At 65.3% G+C, this 16607-nt stretch carries 18 protein-coding genes; 10 read left to right on the top strand and 8 right to left on the bottom strand.

The features are described from left to right. Window positions 1-5 precede the first annotated feature (5 nt). Window positions 6-455, top strand: coding sequence for a Sec-independent protein translocase protein TatB (gene tatB, locus B3T59_RS14445; RefSeq protein WP_287003932.1), 450 nt, complete (start codon window positions 6-8; stop codon window positions 453-455). Window positions 456-518: 63 nt separating this feature from the next. Here the strand turns inward: tatB and B3T59_RS14440 are convergent, their stop codons facing one another. The 4 genes from B3T59_RS14440 to B3T59_RS14425 form a co-directional block, all read right to left on the bottom strand. Further along, window positions 519-1664, bottom strand: a complete 1146-nt coding sequence (locus B3T59_RS14440) for an Mrp/NBP35 family ATP-binding protein (RefSeq protein WP_287003931.1) — start codon at window positions 1662-1664, stop codon at window positions 519-521. A 110-nt stretch (window positions 1665-1774) separates the two neighbouring features. Next, window positions 1775-2881 (bottom strand): lytic transglycosylase domain-containing protein, encoded by a 1107-nt coding sequence (locus tag B3T59_RS14435; protein ID WP_287003930.1) that lies wholly within the window; start codon window positions 2879-2881, stop codon window positions 1775-1777. Window positions 2882-3111: 230 nt separating this feature from the next. After that, the gene (locus B3T59_RS14430; protein WP_287003929.1) at window positions 3112-3651 is read right to left on the bottom strand and encodes a DUF1003 domain-containing protein; all 540 of its coding nucleotides are present in this window, start codon (window positions 3649-3651) and stop codon (window positions 3112-3114) included. After that, window positions 3648-4979, bottom strand: a complete 1332-nt coding sequence (locus tag B3T59_RS14425) for a magnesium transporter MgtE N-terminal domain-containing protein (protein ID WP_064861527.1) — start codon at window positions 4977-4979, stop codon at window positions 3648-3650. Before B3T59_RS14425 ends, B3T59_RS14430 begins: the two co-directional genes overlap by 4 nt. A 35-nt stretch (window positions 4980-5014) precedes the next feature. Here B3T59_RS14425 and B3T59_RS14420 point away from each other — a divergent pair, with 35 nt between their 5' ends. The 6 genes from B3T59_RS14420 (at window position 5015) to B3T59_RS14395 (ending at window position 10602) form a co-directional block, all read left to right on the top strand. Beyond that, window positions 5015-5503, top strand: a complete 489-nt coding sequence (locus B3T59_RS14420; RefSeq protein ID WP_005205789.1) for a general stress protein — start codon at window positions 5015-5017, stop codon at window positions 5501-5503. 119 nt (window positions 5504-5622) lie between these two features. Further along, entirely contained in the window at window positions 5623-5838 is a 216-nt protein-coding gene (locus B3T59_RS14415; protein WP_064861526.1) for a hypothetical protein, read from the top strand. Beyond that, the gene (locus B3T59_RS14410; RefSeq protein WP_064861525.1) at window positions 5829-7247 is read left to right on the top strand and encodes an extracellular solute-binding protein; all 1419 of its coding nucleotides are present in this window, start codon (window positions 5829-5831) and stop codon (window positions 7245-7247) included. Before B3T59_RS14415 ends, B3T59_RS14410 begins: the two co-directional genes overlap by 10 nt. Further along, a complete protein-coding gene (locus tag B3T59_RS14405) occupies window positions 7244-8584 on the top strand; it encodes an ABC transporter permease subunit (RefSeq protein ID WP_082933517.1) in 1341 nt (446 codons plus the stop codon). Before B3T59_RS14410 ends, B3T59_RS14405 begins: the two co-directional genes overlap by 4 nt. 6 nt (window positions 8585-8590) lie before the next feature. Next, a complete protein-coding gene (locus B3T59_RS14400; RefSeq protein ID WP_005205785.1) occupies window positions 8591-9421 on the top strand; it encodes a carbohydrate ABC transporter permease in 831 nt (276 codons plus the stop codon). A gap of 5 nt (window positions 9422-9426) precedes the next feature. Then, the gene (locus B3T59_RS14395; RefSeq protein WP_287003928.1) at window positions 9427-10602 is read left to right on the top strand and encodes an ABC transporter ATP-binding protein; all 1176 of its coding nucleotides are present in this window, start codon (window positions 9427-9429) and stop codon (window positions 10600-10602) included. A gap of 31 nt (window positions 10603-10633) precedes the next feature. On the opposite strand, the gene B3T59_RS14390 is transcribed toward B3T59_RS14395, so the two are convergent. From B3T59_RS14390 to fmdA, 3 genes are read right to left on the bottom strand one after another with little or no spacing between them, the layout of a single operon-like run. Next, window positions 10634-11491, bottom strand: coding sequence for a ParB N-terminal domain-containing protein (locus tag B3T59_RS14390; RefSeq protein ID WP_287003927.1), 858 nt, complete (start codon window positions 11489-11491; stop codon window positions 10634-10636). After that, complete coding sequence (locus tag B3T59_RS14385) at window positions 11481-12167, bottom strand: metallophosphoesterase family protein (RefSeq protein ID WP_064861523.1); 687 nt, start codon at window positions 12165-12167, stop codon at window positions 11481-11483. Before B3T59_RS14385 ends, B3T59_RS14390 begins: the two co-directional genes overlap by 11 nt. A 45-nt stretch (window positions 12168-12212) precedes the next feature. Continuing rightward, window positions 12213-13466, bottom strand: coding sequence for a formamidase (gene fmdA / locus B3T59_RS14380; protein ID WP_287003926.1), 1254 nt, complete (start codon window positions 13464-13466; stop codon window positions 12213-12215). A 75-nt stretch (window positions 13467-13541) separates the two neighbouring features. On the opposite strand from fmdA, the gene B3T59_RS14375 reads away from it, so the two are divergent. Beyond that, complete coding sequence (locus B3T59_RS14375) at window positions 13542-13829, top strand: FmdB family zinc ribbon protein (RefSeq protein ID WP_064861522.1); 288 nt, start codon at window positions 13542-13544, stop codon at window positions 13827-13829. 24 nt (window positions 13830-13853) lie between these two features. Beyond that, window positions 13854-14429, top strand: a complete 576-nt coding sequence (locus tag B3T59_RS14370; protein ID WP_287003925.1) for a suppressor of fused domain protein — start codon at window positions 13854-13856, stop codon at window positions 14427-14429. Between the two features lie 66 nt (window positions 14430-14495). Here the strand turns inward: B3T59_RS14370 and B3T59_RS14365 are convergent, their stop codons facing one another. Continuing rightward, entirely contained in the window at window positions 14496-15557 is a 1062-nt protein-coding gene (locus B3T59_RS14365; protein WP_064864042.1) for a magnesium and cobalt transport protein CorA, read from the bottom strand. 13 nt (window positions 15558-15570) lie between these two features. Here B3T59_RS14365 and B3T59_RS14360 point away from each other — a divergent pair, with 13 nt between their 5' ends. Beyond that, entirely contained in the window at window positions 15571-16581 is a 1011-nt protein-coding gene (locus B3T59_RS14360; RefSeq protein WP_287003924.1) for a glycine betaine ABC transporter substrate-binding protein, read from the top strand. The last annotated feature ends 26 nt before the right edge of the window (window positions 16582-16607 follow it).

Genomic DNA, 16607 nt, shown 5'->3' with positions numbered 1-16607 from the left:
GTGCCATGTTCAGCAGCATCGGTTGGGGTGAGATCCTCGTGCTGCTCGTCGCTGCGTTGGTCATTCTCGGCCCCGAGCGCCTACCCGGAGCCGTGTCGTGGACGATGCAGTCGCTGCGCAAGGCCCGCGAGTACGCGACGGGTGCCACCGACCAGCTGAAGAACGACTTCGGCCCCGAATTCGACGAGCTGCGTAAGCCGTTGTCGCAATTGAACGAGCTACGCGGACTAACTCCACAGTCGATGATCACCAAGCATCTCTTCGACGGCGACTCGTCGATCTTCACCAGCGGGCCGTCGTCGAACACCGTCGAGCGTGACTCGCAGACGCCGCCGATCAAGCCGGTCTCGGCGCCCGTACCCATGACCAAGGACGCTCCGAGTTCGACGACGAGTGCGTCGAGCGCGGACCAGACCCCGCGTCGGCACGACGTCGCCGACTGGGACGCCACCTGACTTTCGATCCCTGCCGATTGCCCGCGGCCACGGGACCGCGTCAGTTGTGACGCGTTGTGGCCATCAGCCGTGTCGGGTCGTGTCGATGCCGAGGCTCATCCCCGCGAGGCCACGTCGACGCACCGCGAGCTTGTCCGCGATAGCGCGCAGTGCCCGCCCCGATGCCGACTCGGGCGCCGAAAGCACCACGGGCTCACCGGAATCACCGCCCTCGCGAAGAGCCGTCTCCAGCGGCACCTGGCCGAGCAATTCGACGGTCGACCCGACAGCACGGGTCAACCGCTCGGCGACCTTCTCGCCGCCGCCGGAGCCGAAGGGCTCCATCCGGCTTCCGTCGGGCAGCTCCAGCCACGACATGTTCTCGACGACGCCGAGGATCTTCTGCCTGGTCTGCAGTGCGATCGCGCCCGCGCGTTCGGCGACCTCGGCGGCGGCCTGCTGCGGGGTGGTCACCACGAGGATTTCCGCACCGGGAATGAGCTGTGCGATCGAGATCGCGACGTCGCCGGTTCCGGGTGGGAGGTCGAGGAGGAGTACGTCGAGATCTCCCCAGTAGACGTCGGCGAGGAACTGCTGCAACGCACGGTGCAGCATCGGTCCGCGCCACGTGACGGGGGTGTTGCCGTCGGTGAACTGCCCGATCGAGATGAACCGCACGTCGTGGCTCATCGGCGGCATGATCATCTTCTCGACCTGCGTCGGCTTCGCATCGCTACCGAGCATGCGCGGGACGGAATGGCCGTAGATGTCTGCGTCGAGGACGCCAACGGACAGGCCGCGCTGCGCAAGAGCGGTGGCCAGGTTGACCGTCACCGACGACTTGCCGACGCCGCCCTTGCCGGACGCAACGGCATAGACCCTGGTCAGTGAACCCGGTTGTGCGAACGGGATGACCGGTTCGGCCTTGTCGCCGCGGAGCTTCTTGCGTAGCTCGGTGCGCTGTTCGTCGTCCATCACGTCGAGATCGACGCGGATCGTTCCGACACCGGGGACGTCGGCGACGGCCTTCTCCACGCGACCCGAGATCTCGGTGCGCATCGGACACCCCGACGTCGTCAGATAGATGGTGACGTCGACGCTCGCGTCGTCGTTGATCTGCACCGACTTGAGCATTCCCAGGTCGGTGATCGGCTTGCCGATCTCGGGATCGTTGACCTTGCTCAGCGCTGAGCGGATCGCGGATTCGGTTGGCTGAACTCCGGTAGTCATCTCCGCCAGCTTAGCGCCGCGATCAGCGCAGGTAGAGAACGGGTGGGGTGCTCACCCGGACACCGATCACGCGGCCGGTCCGACCATCGGGTCACAACCTCGAGGCACACCTACCCCGGCAAGATCTTCAGTGCGGGGGTGCTCGTGGTCGCTGGTCCGGGCTTGCGCGGCGCGTTCTGCTGGGGTGCGGGCTTGGGCGCGGGCTGGCCGGGGATCGTGATGCCCGGAGGCAGGCAGATCGCGCCAAGACACTGCTGCGACGGCGTTGTCGGAGTCGACGGCGTCGACGAATCCGACGACGAGTCGGGTGAACTCGGCTCGCCCGGCTTCGGAGGCTTCGACGGCTTGGAACTCGACGACGAGGACGAGGACGGTCGCTTCGGCTCGGGAATGGGGTTGGTCGGCATCACGCCGGTCGCATACGCCCCCGCCCAGGCCAAGACATTGGTCACGTAATCCATCGAGTGGTTGTACCGATACACCGCTGCGACCTTGTTCTTGTCGGTCATGATGTCGGTGAAACCCGAGCACAGGTAGCGGCCGGCCGAATAGGTGGCGTCGAAGATGTTGTTCGGGTCGGCCTTGCCGTCGCCGTTACCGTCGGCTCCCCACGCGGCCCACGTACTGGGAATGAACTGCATTGGTCCCATCGCGCGTGCATAACCGCCCTCGTGACGAATCACCTCGTTGCCTGCGAGAGAGCCGTCGAGTACGGGGCCCTCAATGGGATTGATGGTGTTGCCGTATTGGTCGACGGAGCCGTTGCTCGCATGATTCGACTCGATCCTGCCGATGCCCGCCAGCAGGAACCAGGGGAGCTTGCACTGTGATTCCTCGGTACCGATGCGGTTCGCGGCAAGTTTGTAGGCCTGGAGCACGACGCCTGGTATGCCGAGCGGACCCGATGGCAGGTCAGCTGCGAGACGATACTGCGGGGCGGCTGCGGTCGCCGCAGCGGCGGAACTGGCCGAGACGGTCGGCGGGGGCGCGAAACCCAGCAGCGCGACCGGCTCTGCGGGTGCGACCGCCGCGAGCACGACCGGCTTCTCGGGCTCGGCGCGCACCGCCACCGGAACCCCGCCCTGGGCGCTCGACGTCGCCGCTCCGAGCACCATCACACCGACGAGGGCACCGCCCGCGCCGACGGCGAGAGCTCGTCCGGGGAGTCGGGTGCGCTTGGGGCCGCGACGACGTCGAAAAGGGTGTGGCGCTCTCAATCTTGGACCCTCCCGAGATCGCTGACACCCACCAGTCGAGTCTGACCCGTCATCGACACTCCATTGCCTCCACAGAAACGCCGGGCGTCACTGTCGGCTGATGTCCGACGGCACTCCGGCTGTGACCCACCATACATATGGGTCATGCGTCCGAGTGCGGAACCTCCACGAAAGTTCACCATGTGAAAGTCATCGCGTGATCTAGCCGTGAAGTTACGCGCACCGCGGTACTAGCGCTCGGGGTGACGCCGCGCCTTCTCGGTCTCGGTCGCGCCATCGAGTCCCCCGAGGCGGGCAACGAGCCGGTCGGCGAGGTCGTCGAGCATGTCGTCGAGTTCTTTTCGCAGGTAGTCGCGGGTGACGGTATCGCCGACGGCGAGGCGGACCGCGGCGAGCTCTCGGGCGAGGAACTCCGTGTCTGCTTTGGTCTGGGCGGCACGCGCACGATCCTCGTCGAGCGCGACCCGGTCGCGGTTCTCCTGTCGGTTCTGGGCCAGGAGGATCAGGGGCGCGGCGTATGCGGCCTGCGTCGAGAAGGCCAGATTGAGCAGGATGAAGGGGTACGGGTCGAATCGCAGCGCAACCCAGCTCAGATTGATGATGATCCAGACGATGACGATCACCGTTTGAATCGCCAGGTAGCGGCCGGTGCCGAGGAAGCGCGCGATGCGCTCGGCGTACATGCCGATCAGGTCGCTGTCGACGTGGAACGACGGGCGTCGGTTGACGCGTGGGGTGTCGAGGCGGCGGGTGCTCTGCTCGCTCGTCATTCACTCGCTCCTGATGTGCCGTTGCCGTTCGCGGCGCCTGCCGTCGCCGACTCTGGTTCGTCGTCCTCGGGTTCGTTCTCGCGCCAGTCGCGCGGAAGCATCTCGTCGAGGAGGTCGTCGACACTGACCGCGCCGAGGAGGTGGTTCTCGTCGTCGACCACCGGTCCACAGACGAGGTTGTAGGTCGCGAAGTAGCGCGTGACCGTCTCGAGCGAATCGTCGGGGTGCAACGACTGCAGGTCCGTGTCGAGGATGCCTCCGACGATGTTCGCAGGTGGCTCGCGCAGCAGCGCCTGCAGGTGGACGCATCCCAGATAACGGCCGGTCGGCGTGGCGGTAGGTGGACGCACGACGAAAATCATGCTGGCCGCTGCCGGGGTAACGTCGGGGTCGCGGACTCGTGCGAGCGCCTCGGCGATCGTGGTGGAGGCGGTGACGATCAGCGGCTCCGAGGTCATGAGGCCGCCCGCGGTGTCGGGGGAGTGGGTGAGCAGTCGTCGGACGGGCTCGGATTCCTGGGGATCCATTCGCTCGAGCAGCGACTCCGCCTCGGTGTCCGACAGTTCGCCGAGGAGGTCGGCGGCATCGTCGGGGTCCATCGCCTCGAGCACGTCGGCGGCACGTTCGACGCCGAGGTGTGCGAGCACGTCGGTCTGATCGTCCGGCGGCAGCTCCTGCAGCACGTCGGCGAGTCGCTCGTCGTCCAGGGCTTCGGCGATCTCGTCGCGACGTTTGGGCGGCAACTCGCGCAGGGCGTTCGCGACGTCGGCGGCGCGCATCCCCTCGAACTGGGAAAGCGCCTGTGCCACGCCCTGTCCGGGTAGCTCGAGTGCGCTCGCGGTGAGTCCCTGCACCCGATTCCACTCCACCACAATGGTTTCGCCGCGTCGCAGTCCTCGACGTGCCGGACGCGCCGCGACACGCGAGACCACCCAGTCGCGAGTACGGGTGCGCTCGATACCGAGGTCGACGACGATCATGTCGATGCCCTTGAGGTCCTCATGGTCGGGATCGTCGATGCGCACGCGCGTGTCCAGGATCTGTCCGATCGCGAGCGCTTCGCCTGGGCGCAGGTGCAGTCGCCGCAAACTCACGGTTCCGGTGTTGAGCGTCACCGCGGTGGGATCGATGGACGTGACCCGAAGCATGGGGACGAAGATCCGTCGGCGCGTGGCCAATTCGACGGCGAGACCGAGCACGCGAGGCTGTTGTCCCGGAAGGCGGACGGCGATGACGGCATCGCGGACACGACCGATCGACTCACCATCAGGACCAAGGACCGCCAATCCGACTAATCTGGCCACGAAGACCTTGCTCACCGACGCCATGTGGGTAAGGGTAGTTGCCGAGTGGAGGACATGACATGACCAACCCGCTGAGTTCCGGTCGGCAGACCCCGGGTCTCCCGACCCCGCCCAAAGGGTGGCCGATCGGCTCGTACTCGACTTACGCTGAGGCGCAACGTGCTGTCGACTATCTCTCCGATGAGAACTTCACCGTCCAGGACGTGACGATCGTCGGCGTCGACCTGATGCAGGTCGAGCGTGTCATCGGCCGACTCACCTGGGGCAAGGTGATCGGCGGCGGTGTGGTCTCGGGGGCATGGCTCGGGCTGTTCTTCGGTTTGCTGGTCTCACTCGTCGTCAGCGGCAACGCGTTGGTGCCCATCCTGTTCGGTCTCGTCGGCGGCATCGTCTTCGGTGTCATCTCGACGACGATCCCGTACGCGGCGACTCGCGGCCAGCGCGACTTCGCGTCGACGATGCAACTCGTCGCCGGACGCTACGACGTTCTCTGCGACCCGAAGAGCGCCGAGAAGGCCCGCGACATGCTCGCCCGCCTCAATCCCTGACCCACTCTTCGATCCCTCGCGTATGTGCGTGAAACCGGCGTGCGCGAAGAACTTTGGCACGGTCGCGCCGAATGTGTTGCTTGTCACTACCGCACCGGGCTAGCGTAGCCACCAACGCCATGGCGCGCGGTGACGCTCGCTGTGCTGCGTACGACATCGAGGAGGCTGCGTGCGGAGCGACGGTGACCAAGCCGATAGCGGCGATCACGACGGGAATACAGACAACAGCGATAGAGGCAACAGGCATACAGGCATTGGGGTCCAGCGGAATAGGGCCGCAGGCGATGTTGCCGGGCGAGCAGTGGGACGGAGCCGATCGCGACGCATGTCGGTGAAGGCGGCCGTCGCCGCTGCGGCACTGGTCACCGTGCTCCCGATCGTGTCGGCGTGCGGTTCCGGTCATGAACCAGGACTCCTGAATCTGTACCCGCCTGCCGACGGTGCCGGTTCGATCAAATCCATGGGCGACAAGTGTTCTCAGGAGTCCGGTGGCAAATATCGCATCGTGACGACGGCCTTGCCGAAGGCTGCCGACGACCAGCGCCTGCAGTTGGCGCGACGGCTTTCCGGCAACGACAAGAGCCTCGACCTGATGGGCATGGACGTCGTGTGGACCGCCGAGTTCGCCGACGCGGGTTGGTTGACTCCGGTACCAGAGAACATCGCCGGTGAGGTGGAAGGCAGAACGCTCGGTGGTCCGCTCGAGACTGCCAAGTGGAAGACCAAGCACGATGACGCGGAACGCCTTTACGCGATCCCGATCTGGACCAACACCCAATTGCTCTGGTACCGCAAAGATGTTCTGCGCGAGACCCTCGACAAAAGCCAGCCCGCCAAGACATGGGACGGCATGGTGGCTGACGCGACCCGCAGCCTCGCCAAGGGCGGGCCGAGCTACATCATGGTGCAGGGCAAGCAATATGAAGGCCTGATGGTCTGGTTCAACTCTGTACTCGCGAGCGCGGGCGGTGAGGTGGTCGACCCCAACGATCCGAACAAGGTGACGCTCAACGACACCCCAGAACATCGAGCCGCGACGGTGAAGGCGCTTCGTATTCTCAAGGCCGTTGCGACCGCTCCCGGACACGATCCGTCGTTGACCAACGGCGACGAGACCAGTTCGCGACTGGGCATGGAGACGGGAAAGGCGATCTACCAGGTCAACTGGCCGTTCGTGCTCTCCTCGATGCGAGAGAATGCCGCCGCGGGCAGCGTGCCGTTCCTGACCGAACTGCAGCAATACTCCGGTCTGTTCGCCGACAAAGACAACACCCCGACAGACGAACAATTGGCGCCGGTTACCCGTGCGGTTCGGCAGAAGTTCGACTTCGCCCCCTATCCCGGTGTGACAGAAGCAATTCCGGCCAAGAGCACGGTCGGCGGACTGAATATCGCAGTGGCGAACACCTCGCAGCAGAAAGACCTGGCGTTCGAGGCGGCGATGTGTCTGACGAACGCGCGCGCGCAGAAGTTCTACTCGATCGACGCGGGTACCCCGCCGGTCATCTCGTCGCTCTACAGCGATCCCGATTTCCGCGCGGCCTATCCGATGGCCGACGACATCAAACTCCAGCTCGAACCCGAGCATGCTGCACTGCGTCCGAAATCACCTGATTACCAAGCGATCTCGACGCTGCTGCAGGCAAAGCTCTCTCCGGTCGGCTCCTGGGACCCCGAGACCCTTGTCGACGAGCTTGCCGAGCAGGTGCAGAAGGCGATCAACGGGGAGGGACTCATCCCATGACATCCGGCAACGACGGCACGGGCAACGACCCGGCCGAGGAGCGCAGGGGCAGGCACGCAATGCCCGGCGACGGTGACGACACCGGGGGATCGGCGAGGACGGACGGGTCGTCAACCGGGCACGGGCCCGGATCGTACGGCCGCACAGTGCATTCGGACGCGTGGACGCCGCCCGAGCGTCTCGGGCAGCCCACCGGGGGCGCACCTGAGCACGCCGCGCCGACGTCGAGCACCCCGTCCACTGGGGTTTCGTCCACTGAGGTTCCGTCCTCCGGGGTTCCATCCTCCGAGGCCCCGTCTGTGAAGAAGTCCGCGCCCCTGACGCCTACCGCCGCGCAAGCGACGGTGGTCGGGGACGCTTCCCGCTCGGATGCCGCGAGGTCGGGAGGCGGGACTTCAACGGCGACTCTGGAGCGATCCGAGACGTCGTCGAAGCGCGCGAAGCGATCCGGTGAGGTGAGTGAGGGCAAGAAGCAGGAACGTCGACTGGCCTACTGGTTGATCGCTCCGGCGGTGATCCTCATGCTGGTGGTCACCGCGTACCCGATCGTCTACGCATTCTGGTTGTCGCTCAACAAGTCGAGCCTGTCGGCGCCGGGCGAGCGTGAGTTCACGTGGTTCAGCAACTACGGCACGGTGCTCAGTTCCAACTACTGGTGGACGGCGTTCTTCGTCACGCTCGGCATCACCGTGGTCTCGGTCGCCATCGAGTTGGTGCTCGGCATGGCGATCGCAATCGTGATGCACCGCACCATCTTCGGGCGCGGTGTGATCCGGACCGTCGTGCTGATCCCCTACGGCATCGTGACGGTTGCGGCCGCGTTCTCGTGGTACTACGCGTGGACACCCGGAACCGGCTACCTCGCCAATCTCCTGCCGGACGGCAGTGCGCCGTTGACACAGCAGTGGCCATCACTGGCGATCATCGTGCTCGCCGAGGTCTGGAAGACCACGCCGTTCATGGCGCTGCTGCTGCTCGCCGGTCTCGCGCTGGTGCCCGATGAGCTACTCAAGGCCGCAGAGGTCGACGGCGCGGGCGCGTGGACCCGCCTGCGGCGCATCATCATTCCGATGATGAAGCCCGCGATCCTGGTCGCGCTGCTCTTCCGCACGCTCGACGCGTTCCGCATCTTCGACAACATCTATGTGTTGACGGCGGGCAACAACAACACCTACTCGGTGTCGATGCTCGGCTACGACAACCTGTTCAAGGCGTTCAATCTGGGTGTGGGATCAGCGATTTCGATACTCATCTTCGTGTGTGTCGCGATCATCGCCTTCATCTTCATCAAGGGCTTCGGCACCGCCGCGCCCGGTTCCGACAACGAGGGGAGGTAGGACGCCATGAACCGCACCGCCAAATCTCGGGTCGGCTGGCTGATCGCCGACATCCTGGTCGTGCTCTACGCGATCATTCCGCTGCTGTGGATCATCAGCCTGTCGTTCAAGCCGGCCAGCAGCGTGACCGACGGCAATTTCTTCCCGACGCACTTCACACTGGAGAATTACTCGGGGATCTTCCAGACGAGTGCGTTCACCTCTGCGCTGCGCAACTCGCTCGGAATCGGTCTCATCACCACGCTCATCGCCGTCGCGATCGGCACGATGGCCGCCTACGCGGTTGCGCGACTGGACTTTCCCGGCAAGAAGCTGCTCGTCGGTGCCGCACTGCTGATCGCGATGTTCCCCCAGATCTCTCTGGTCACACCGCTGTTCAACATCGAGCGCAGTATCGGACTCTTCGATACCTGGCTCGGCCTGATCCTCCCGTACATCACGTTCGCTCTGCCGCTGGCCATCTACACTCTGTCGGCGTTCTTCCGAGAGATCCCGTGGGAGTTGGAGAAGGCGGCAAAGATGGACGGCGCCACGCCATTTCAGGCGTTTCGTAAGGTCATCGCACCGCTGGCTGCGCCCGGTGTCGTGACCGCGGCGATTCTGGTGTTCATCTTCGCCTGGAACGACCTGCTCCTCGCGCTGTCGTTGACTTCGACAGAACGGGCGATCACCGCTCCCGTCGCGATCGCCAACTTCACCGGCAGTTCGCAATTCGAGGAGCCGACCGGCTCCATCGCTGCCGCGGCGGTGGTCATCACCATCCCCATCATCATCTTTGTGCTCTTCTTCCAACGTCGAATCGTCGCCGGCTTGACCTCCGGCGCGGTGAAGGGATAGTCTCCATGGCAGAGATCGTGCTCGACAATGTCAGCAAGAAATACGCGGACGGCACTGTCGCCGTTCACGACTTCACCCTCACGATCGCCGATGGCGAGTTCATCATCCTCGTGGGTCCGTCGGGTTGCGGAAAGTCGACGACCCTCAACATGATCGCGGGTCTCGAGGACATCAGCAGCGGCGACCTGTACATCGGTGGGGAGCGGGTCAACGACAAGTCGCCCAAGGACCGCGACATCGCCATGGTGTTCCAGAGCTACGCGCTCTACCCGCACATGACGGTCCGACAGAACATCGCGTTCCCGCTCACGCTGGCAAAGCTGCCCAAGGACGAGGTCAACAAGAAGGTCGACGAGGCCGCCAAGATCCTCGATCTGACTCAGTACCTCGACCGCAAGCCGTCGAACTTGTCCGGAGGCCAGCGCCAGCGCGTCGCCATGGGACGCGCGATCGTGCGGTCGCCCAAGGCATTTCTCATGGACGAGCCGCTGTCGAACCTCGACGCCAAGCTCCGCGTCCAGATGCGCACCGAGATCTCGCGTCTACAGACGCGACTGAGCACGACGACCGTCTACGTCACGCACGATCAGACCGAGGCGATGACCCTCGGTGATCGTGTGGTGGTGATGCGCAACGGATATGTCCAGCAGGTCGGCGCACCCAACGAGCTCTACGACAATCCGGTCAATGTGTTCGTCGCCGGGTTCATCGGTTCGCCGTCGATGAACTTCCTGCCGGGTACCTTGAGCGCGGACGCGATCGATACGCCGCTGGGACGATTGGTGCTCAGCGACCACGATGTCATTGCGTCCGAGGCGAAGAAGGAAGGCAGCAACGGCGAGGTGCTGATCGGTATCCGGCCCGAGCAGATCGAGGACGCCTCGCTCATCGATCCGGCGGTCAAGGCGCGTGGGACGACGTTCACCGCGGACATCGACGTGCTCGAGTCGATGGGTTCGGACAAGTACGCCTACTTCACCATTGACTCGGGCCGCGCAGCCAGCGACGCCCTGGCTGAACTGGCAGCGGATTCGGGCTCGGACCTCGGTACCGGCGAGATGGTCGCCAGGCTCTCGCCGGAGTCGGCGGTGACGAAGAACTCGCGCGCCGAGTTGGTGTTCGACACCGACAAGATTGCCGTGTTCGACCAGCAGTCGGGAGTGAGCCTGCGCCGCAGGTGATCACCCCCGCTGGTCGAGCCTGTCGAGACCACTACCGCCGGCGGCGGCGCGACTGCTCGCGGAGCTCCTCGATGATCTCGTCGTCCCAGATGTGCCTGCGCACAAGGCGATAGCGCTCGCCCGCGACCCACATGTAGAGCTCGGCGTCGTCGGTGATGTCCGGCCGGACCTCGGCGCGGCGGGCCATCCGGACCACCGGTAGGAACTCCTCACCGAACCACCGGCGCGCGACTTCCGGTCTGCTCAGGAACTCTCCGACCTCCTGGCTGAGCCGAAAACCCCACGCCTCGACCGCCTCTGCGAGTTCGGCGTAGGCGAAGGGGTCGGACAGGCGCACGGCATCGGCCTGCGCTCCCGCGAGGGGAACACGTGCGAGGAAGAGTCGGCGGTGGTCTTTGAGTACGAGGTCAGACGGCGCGTTGATGCCGTCAGGTGTGATGCGCGTGTGGATTTCGGTGACGTAGGCGTCGATCGTCTCGACATGGCGGGCGATCGCGATCGAGACGCGGTGATGGCCGTCGATCACGAAGTACATCGACCCGATCTTGTACAGCAGTACCGGCGGGACAGACTCCCCCCGCCGCTGCGCGGCGGCAAGACGTTGCCAACGTTGCCGGATGCGCGACGATGTCGGCCGGAAATACTTGTCGAAATCTTTTGTCCGGTCGACACTTCCGACGATGTCACGCACGTTGACCTGCTGCAGACCCAGGTTGGTCTCGCCGGTTCTGCCGAGTGCGCGCACGACTTCGTCGAACGGCAGGATCGTGTTGACGTCGGCGGGTTGGCGGGTGAACCAGTGTGTGAGGCGGGCGAGTTCGGCCTGACGCCGCATGCGGGCGAAATCGTTCTCGGCGTCGGCGTCGGGAAATCCGGTGTCACGCGCCATATCGTCGCCTCACGATCGTGAAGTCGCGGCTCTCGGGCTCTATGTCGAACTGGCAGTATCCGACCACGTTCATCGACACGGTGTCCTCGCCGACGATCTTGTCCTGTGGATGTGCGCCGAACGGATGAACATGGCCGTGGACGAGTAAGGCCGGATGAAGGTCCGACACCAGGCTGTTGAGGCACTCGAAACCGCGATGCGGCGCGTCGTCGCCGTCACCGACGCCACGGGCAGGACTGTGGGTCAAGACGATATCGGGTCGACGCCGCCGCAGGTGGGCGCCGATACGGACTCGCCAACTGCGCCATCGCTGTTGCGCTTCGGTGTACTGATTGGGGCCGCCGTTGTAGCGGATGGAGCCGCCGAGTCCACTGATACGCAGCCCGGCGGCCTCGACGGTGCGGCCGTCGGCGTTGATCGCTCCGAGCGGGCCGGGATCGCGTGCCGGTAGCCCGGCGCGCACCCAACCGGTCCTGGATTGTCGGTAGCCACTGAGATCTGGATCGTGGTTACCCGGAACGAAAACGCACGGCGCGTCGCAGAGCATCATGAGAGAGTCCAGATATTCGAAGGGAAGGTCCCCGGCGCCGAGGATGAGGTCGGGTTTTCCCTCGATGCCCACCCCGAAGGTGAGTGAGTCCACCACCTCGTCGGCGACAGCCAGAACACGCACCATGTGTGTCAGGGTAGGCCCGGCGTGCGGTGCACGTGGCCGAGCCCTTTAGAAGCTGGCGTGCGGAGCGCCGATTCCCGGGTCGATCCGCACCGGGCCGTCCTTCGAGGGCGCGACCGGAAAGTCGAAGATCGCGGTCGGAATGTACACGGTCGCACAGGAATTGGGAATGTCGACGACCCCGGACAACCGTCCCTCGATCGGCGCCGAGCCGAGAAGCAGGTACGCCTGCTCCGGGCTATATCCGAACTTCGTGAGGTACTCGATAGCGTGCAGACATGCCCGCTGGTAGGCGAGGTCGGAGTCGAGGTAGCGCTGCTCACCGTCGAGCGTGACCGACGTACCCGAGAACGCGATCCACTCCGAGTACTGCGGATCGGTATTGCCGGGCATGAAGATCGCGTTCTCGGTGACGCCGTAGGTCTCCATGCCGCCCTTGATCAGGTCGACGTGCAGATCGATGAAACCGCCCATCTCGATGGCCCCGCAGAAGGTGATCTCGCCGTCGCCCTGAGAGAAGTGCAGGTCGCCAAAGGAGAGGTTGGCGCCCGGCACGAAGACGGGATAGAAGACGCGCGTGCCCTTCGTGAGGTTTTTGATGTCCTGGTTGCCGCCATTCTCGCGAGGCGGTGCCGTTCGCGCAGCCTCCGCGGCGACGCGACCGAAGTCGGCCCCGCTCAGCGACCCGAGGATGGCGCCGTCGGGTTCGGGTGGAAGTGCGAGTGGCGGAACGCGTTCGGGATCTGTGGCGATCAGCGCGCCCTCCCGCGCATTCCAGGTTGCCAGCAACTGAGGGCTCGGGGCCGTGCCCATCAGGCCGGGATGCACGATTCCGGTGTACTTCACGTGCGGCACATGGCGACTCGTCGCACTCTGCCCGGCGAAGTCCCAGATCGCCTTATACGCGTCGGGAAATTGCTCGGTGAGAAACCCTCCGCCGTTGAGTTTGGCGAAGATACCCGTGTAGCCCCAGCCCTGGCCTGCGAGCGGACCCGAATCCTCCTGGGGAATGGGCCCGACGTCGAGGATATCGACGATCAGCAGGTCGCCGGGCTGCGCGCCTTCGATGGCGAATGGTCCCGAGAGAGTGTGCACGTTGTTCAGTGGGGCGTTGAGGATGTCGTCGGCGGAATCGTCGTTGTGGATCGCGCCGTCGAACCACTCACGGCAATGTGCGCGGAAGGTGTCTCCCGGCTTCACCGTGACCGCAGGCGGAATATCGGGATGCCAACGGTTGTGTCCGACGATCTGCTGCGCGGTGAACGGCTTCGATGAGTCCAACGGGAAGAGCAACTCCGGCATGACGGCCTCCTGATGTCGCGACGGTGCAGTGCCTTTCAAGATTCCGCGACGCACAGGTCGCGCTATGGTCTGCACATGCCAACCTACGTCTTCCGGTGCCCGCAGGCATGCGATGACGTCGAACGGGTGCACTCGATGCTCACCGTCCCCGACGACGTGGAGTGCCCGGTCTGCTCGGAGCGCGCTCGACGAATCGTGACCGCCCCACGGCTCGGCGTCGGCGACAGTGCTGCCATGCGGGCACACGACGCAACGCGAGCGACCGCCGACGCACCGGCCGTTGTGTCGTCGGTCCCGGGTTCGCAGCGACGTTCGACGCCGGTGACCACCAATCCGCTGCACCGGCGGTTACCGCGTCCCTGAACCGCCCGGCTACCGTTGAGTGCCGTGAGTCCTTCCGTCACCGACACCGTGCACGAGTACGTCGTCTCCGAACTCGGCGTCGAACCACAGCGGGCGTCGGTGACCTTCCTGGGCGTCGAGCCCATCGACGTCGAACGATTCGCGCTCGACGACGACGTGGTGTTCGTGACCGTCGGATGCGCCCGTCATCCGATGACCGATCCGGGTGACCTGCATGCCGACCCGCTGCGCGGCCCCCGCGCAGAACTCGTGGTGCGGATGCACAACCGGGTCCCGATGCCCGGCCTGCACCGGCGATTGGCGACCGTTGCCGCGGCGCCCGCTGTCGAGGGACTCATCCTCGCGCCGGACGCACTGGTCGATCTCGGTGAGCCCCTGTGGGATGGCGCGCCGTTCACCGCGCTACTGACGGTGGCCGACGATCTGGGCGAGGTCGCACTACCCGACCCGATGGAACCGGTGCGGTTCCTGCGAACGATCCCGATCACCGCGAACGAAGCCGCCTGGGTGCGACTCAAGGGAGCCGACGCCCTGCGCGAGGCGTGGGCGGAAGCGGGCATCGACATCGCCGACCCGAGGCGTTCTCCCGCCACCATGTGATCCGGCGCGACACGCCCCGCGCGGGCCGTCCGCGCAGGTTGGCCACGCAGCCAGGTACCTCGCCGACTACAGCCAGTGACTTCGACGGAACGTCGCCCACAGGCCGCCGCAGATGAGGAACATGACCAGGCACAAAATGCCGAAGCCCTGTCGGTCGTGCATGCCGGGCAGGATGTCGAAGTTCATCCCGTAGAGGCCTGCGACCATTGTCGGCACCGCGGCGATGGCCACCCATGCCGAGATCTTGCGCATGTCGCTGTTCTGCTGAATGCTCACCTTCGTCGCGGCGGCGTCGAGCAGCGAACTGAGTACCTCGTCGTATTCGACGACGTGCTCGATCACGGTGCTGAGGTGGTCGGACACATCGCGGAACTGGCGTCGAATCTCCTTGGGCACCAACGTGTTGTCGGATGCCAGCCGCGACAGCGGGCCCGCAAGCGGTGTAACCGCACGACGCAGTTCGAGCACCTCGCGACGGAGCAGATAGACCGGCTCGATGTTGAGCCAGCGTTGTTGCCGCGAGAAGACGGTGCTCTCGATCGACACCACGTCGTCCTCCATCCGTTCGGAAACGGCGAGGTAGGAGTCGACGACCTTGTCGGCGATGGCGTGCAGTATGGCGGTGGGACCCAGCGCGAGGCGTTCTGGTCGGGCTTCGAGTCGCCGACGCAGATTGTGTAGGTGGGTGTGGTCGCCGTGGCGGACGGTGATGACGAAGTCGCGACCCGCGAAAACCATGATCTCGCCGGTTTCGACCACCTCGCTGGCCTTCTCCATCGACTCGTGCTCGACGTACTTGACCGTCCGCAGCACAAGGAACTGCGTGTCGTCGTAGACCTCGAGCTTCGGACGTTGGTGGGCATGCACCGCATCTTCGACGACGAGTTCGTGCAGGCCGAACACCTCGCCGACGCCGGTCATCTGCGCGTCGTCAGGCGCGACGAGCCCGAGCCACACGAATCCCTCGCCGCTCTCGCGTACCTGAGCAAACGCGTCGGCGTAGGTGATGCGCCCCGGTTGTCTGATCCCGTCGACATACACTGCGCAGTCGACGACCGCCCGTGCAACGGGGACCGGAATCCGGGGGAGCGGACGCGCGTTCCGAGCACCGGGGCGGAGGTTGGGCATTGGCACGAGGTGGATGCTACTCGCGGAAGGGCATCGTTATACCGTGAGAGCCGTGCGGAATCGTGTGTGGGCCACCGCTGTCGTCTTTGCGGTTGCGATGGTTGTCACCGGGGTGCTCGCGGGATGTTCGGATTCGTCGCGCGACTCCGCGTCATCGAGTCGACTGCTACATCTGGGCTCGGCCGACGATCCGGCGCTACGGGTGATGGCCGAGATCTACGCCGGAGCCTTGCGAGACGTCGGTGCACCGGTTGCAGATGACATGCTGCGCGGCGACGACACCGCACTGCTCGACGAGATGGATCGCGGAAAGGTCGACCTGTTTCCCGCGTTCAGTGGCGAACTGCTCACCTCGCTGGCACCGAAGGCGATCGTGACGTCGTCGGACGAGGTCTACGACGAGCTCAACCGCTCTCTGCCCCAGGGTGTTTCGGTGGGTGACGCGACGCCGGTGAGTGCAACACCCCAGGTCTTTGTCGCGACGTCGCTGGCGCAGTCGAGCGATGTCACGGATCTATCGGAGTGTGGGCGACTGCCCGAGGGGCTTCCCGTCGTGGTCGTGGGACGTCCGCAACCCGCCGACATGGCTGCGTTCGCCGCACAGGGTTGTCGCTTCGGCGCGGTGGAGTCGGTTGGATCGGCACGCGAGGTGATCGCACGGGTCGGAACGGCGCAGGCTGTCGGCGTCGTGAGAGCGCTCGACGCCGCGGTCGCCCTCGACCCCTCGGCACCCCAGATTCAGGCGCTGAGAGTGCCCGCGCCGACGCAACAGAACGCGGGGCAGACTCCGTCCCCGGTTACCCCATCGGCCCCGTCGAGTCCGTCGCCGCAGGGCGGTCCGCGAGCGCAGAATCTCGTGCCGGTGTACCGGACCGCCGCGCTGACCCGCAGCGAGGTCAAGCAGATCAATCGTGTCGCGGGGGAGATCACCACCGCCGATCTCGCCGAACTGGCACGACGAGCAGACGCGGGCGCCAAACCACGCGACCTCGCGGCCGGGTGGCTTGGCGAGCACGGCCTCTAGTCTTTACGGGTCAGCGGCTGCTCATG

The sequence above is a fragment of the Gordonia sp. UBA7860 genome, assembly GCF_002500165.1.
GTDB lineage: Bacteria > Actinomycetota > Actinomycetes > Mycobacteriales > Mycobacteriaceae > Gordonia > Gordonia sputi.
This window is presented reverse-complemented; position numbering and strand designations above follow the sequence as displayed.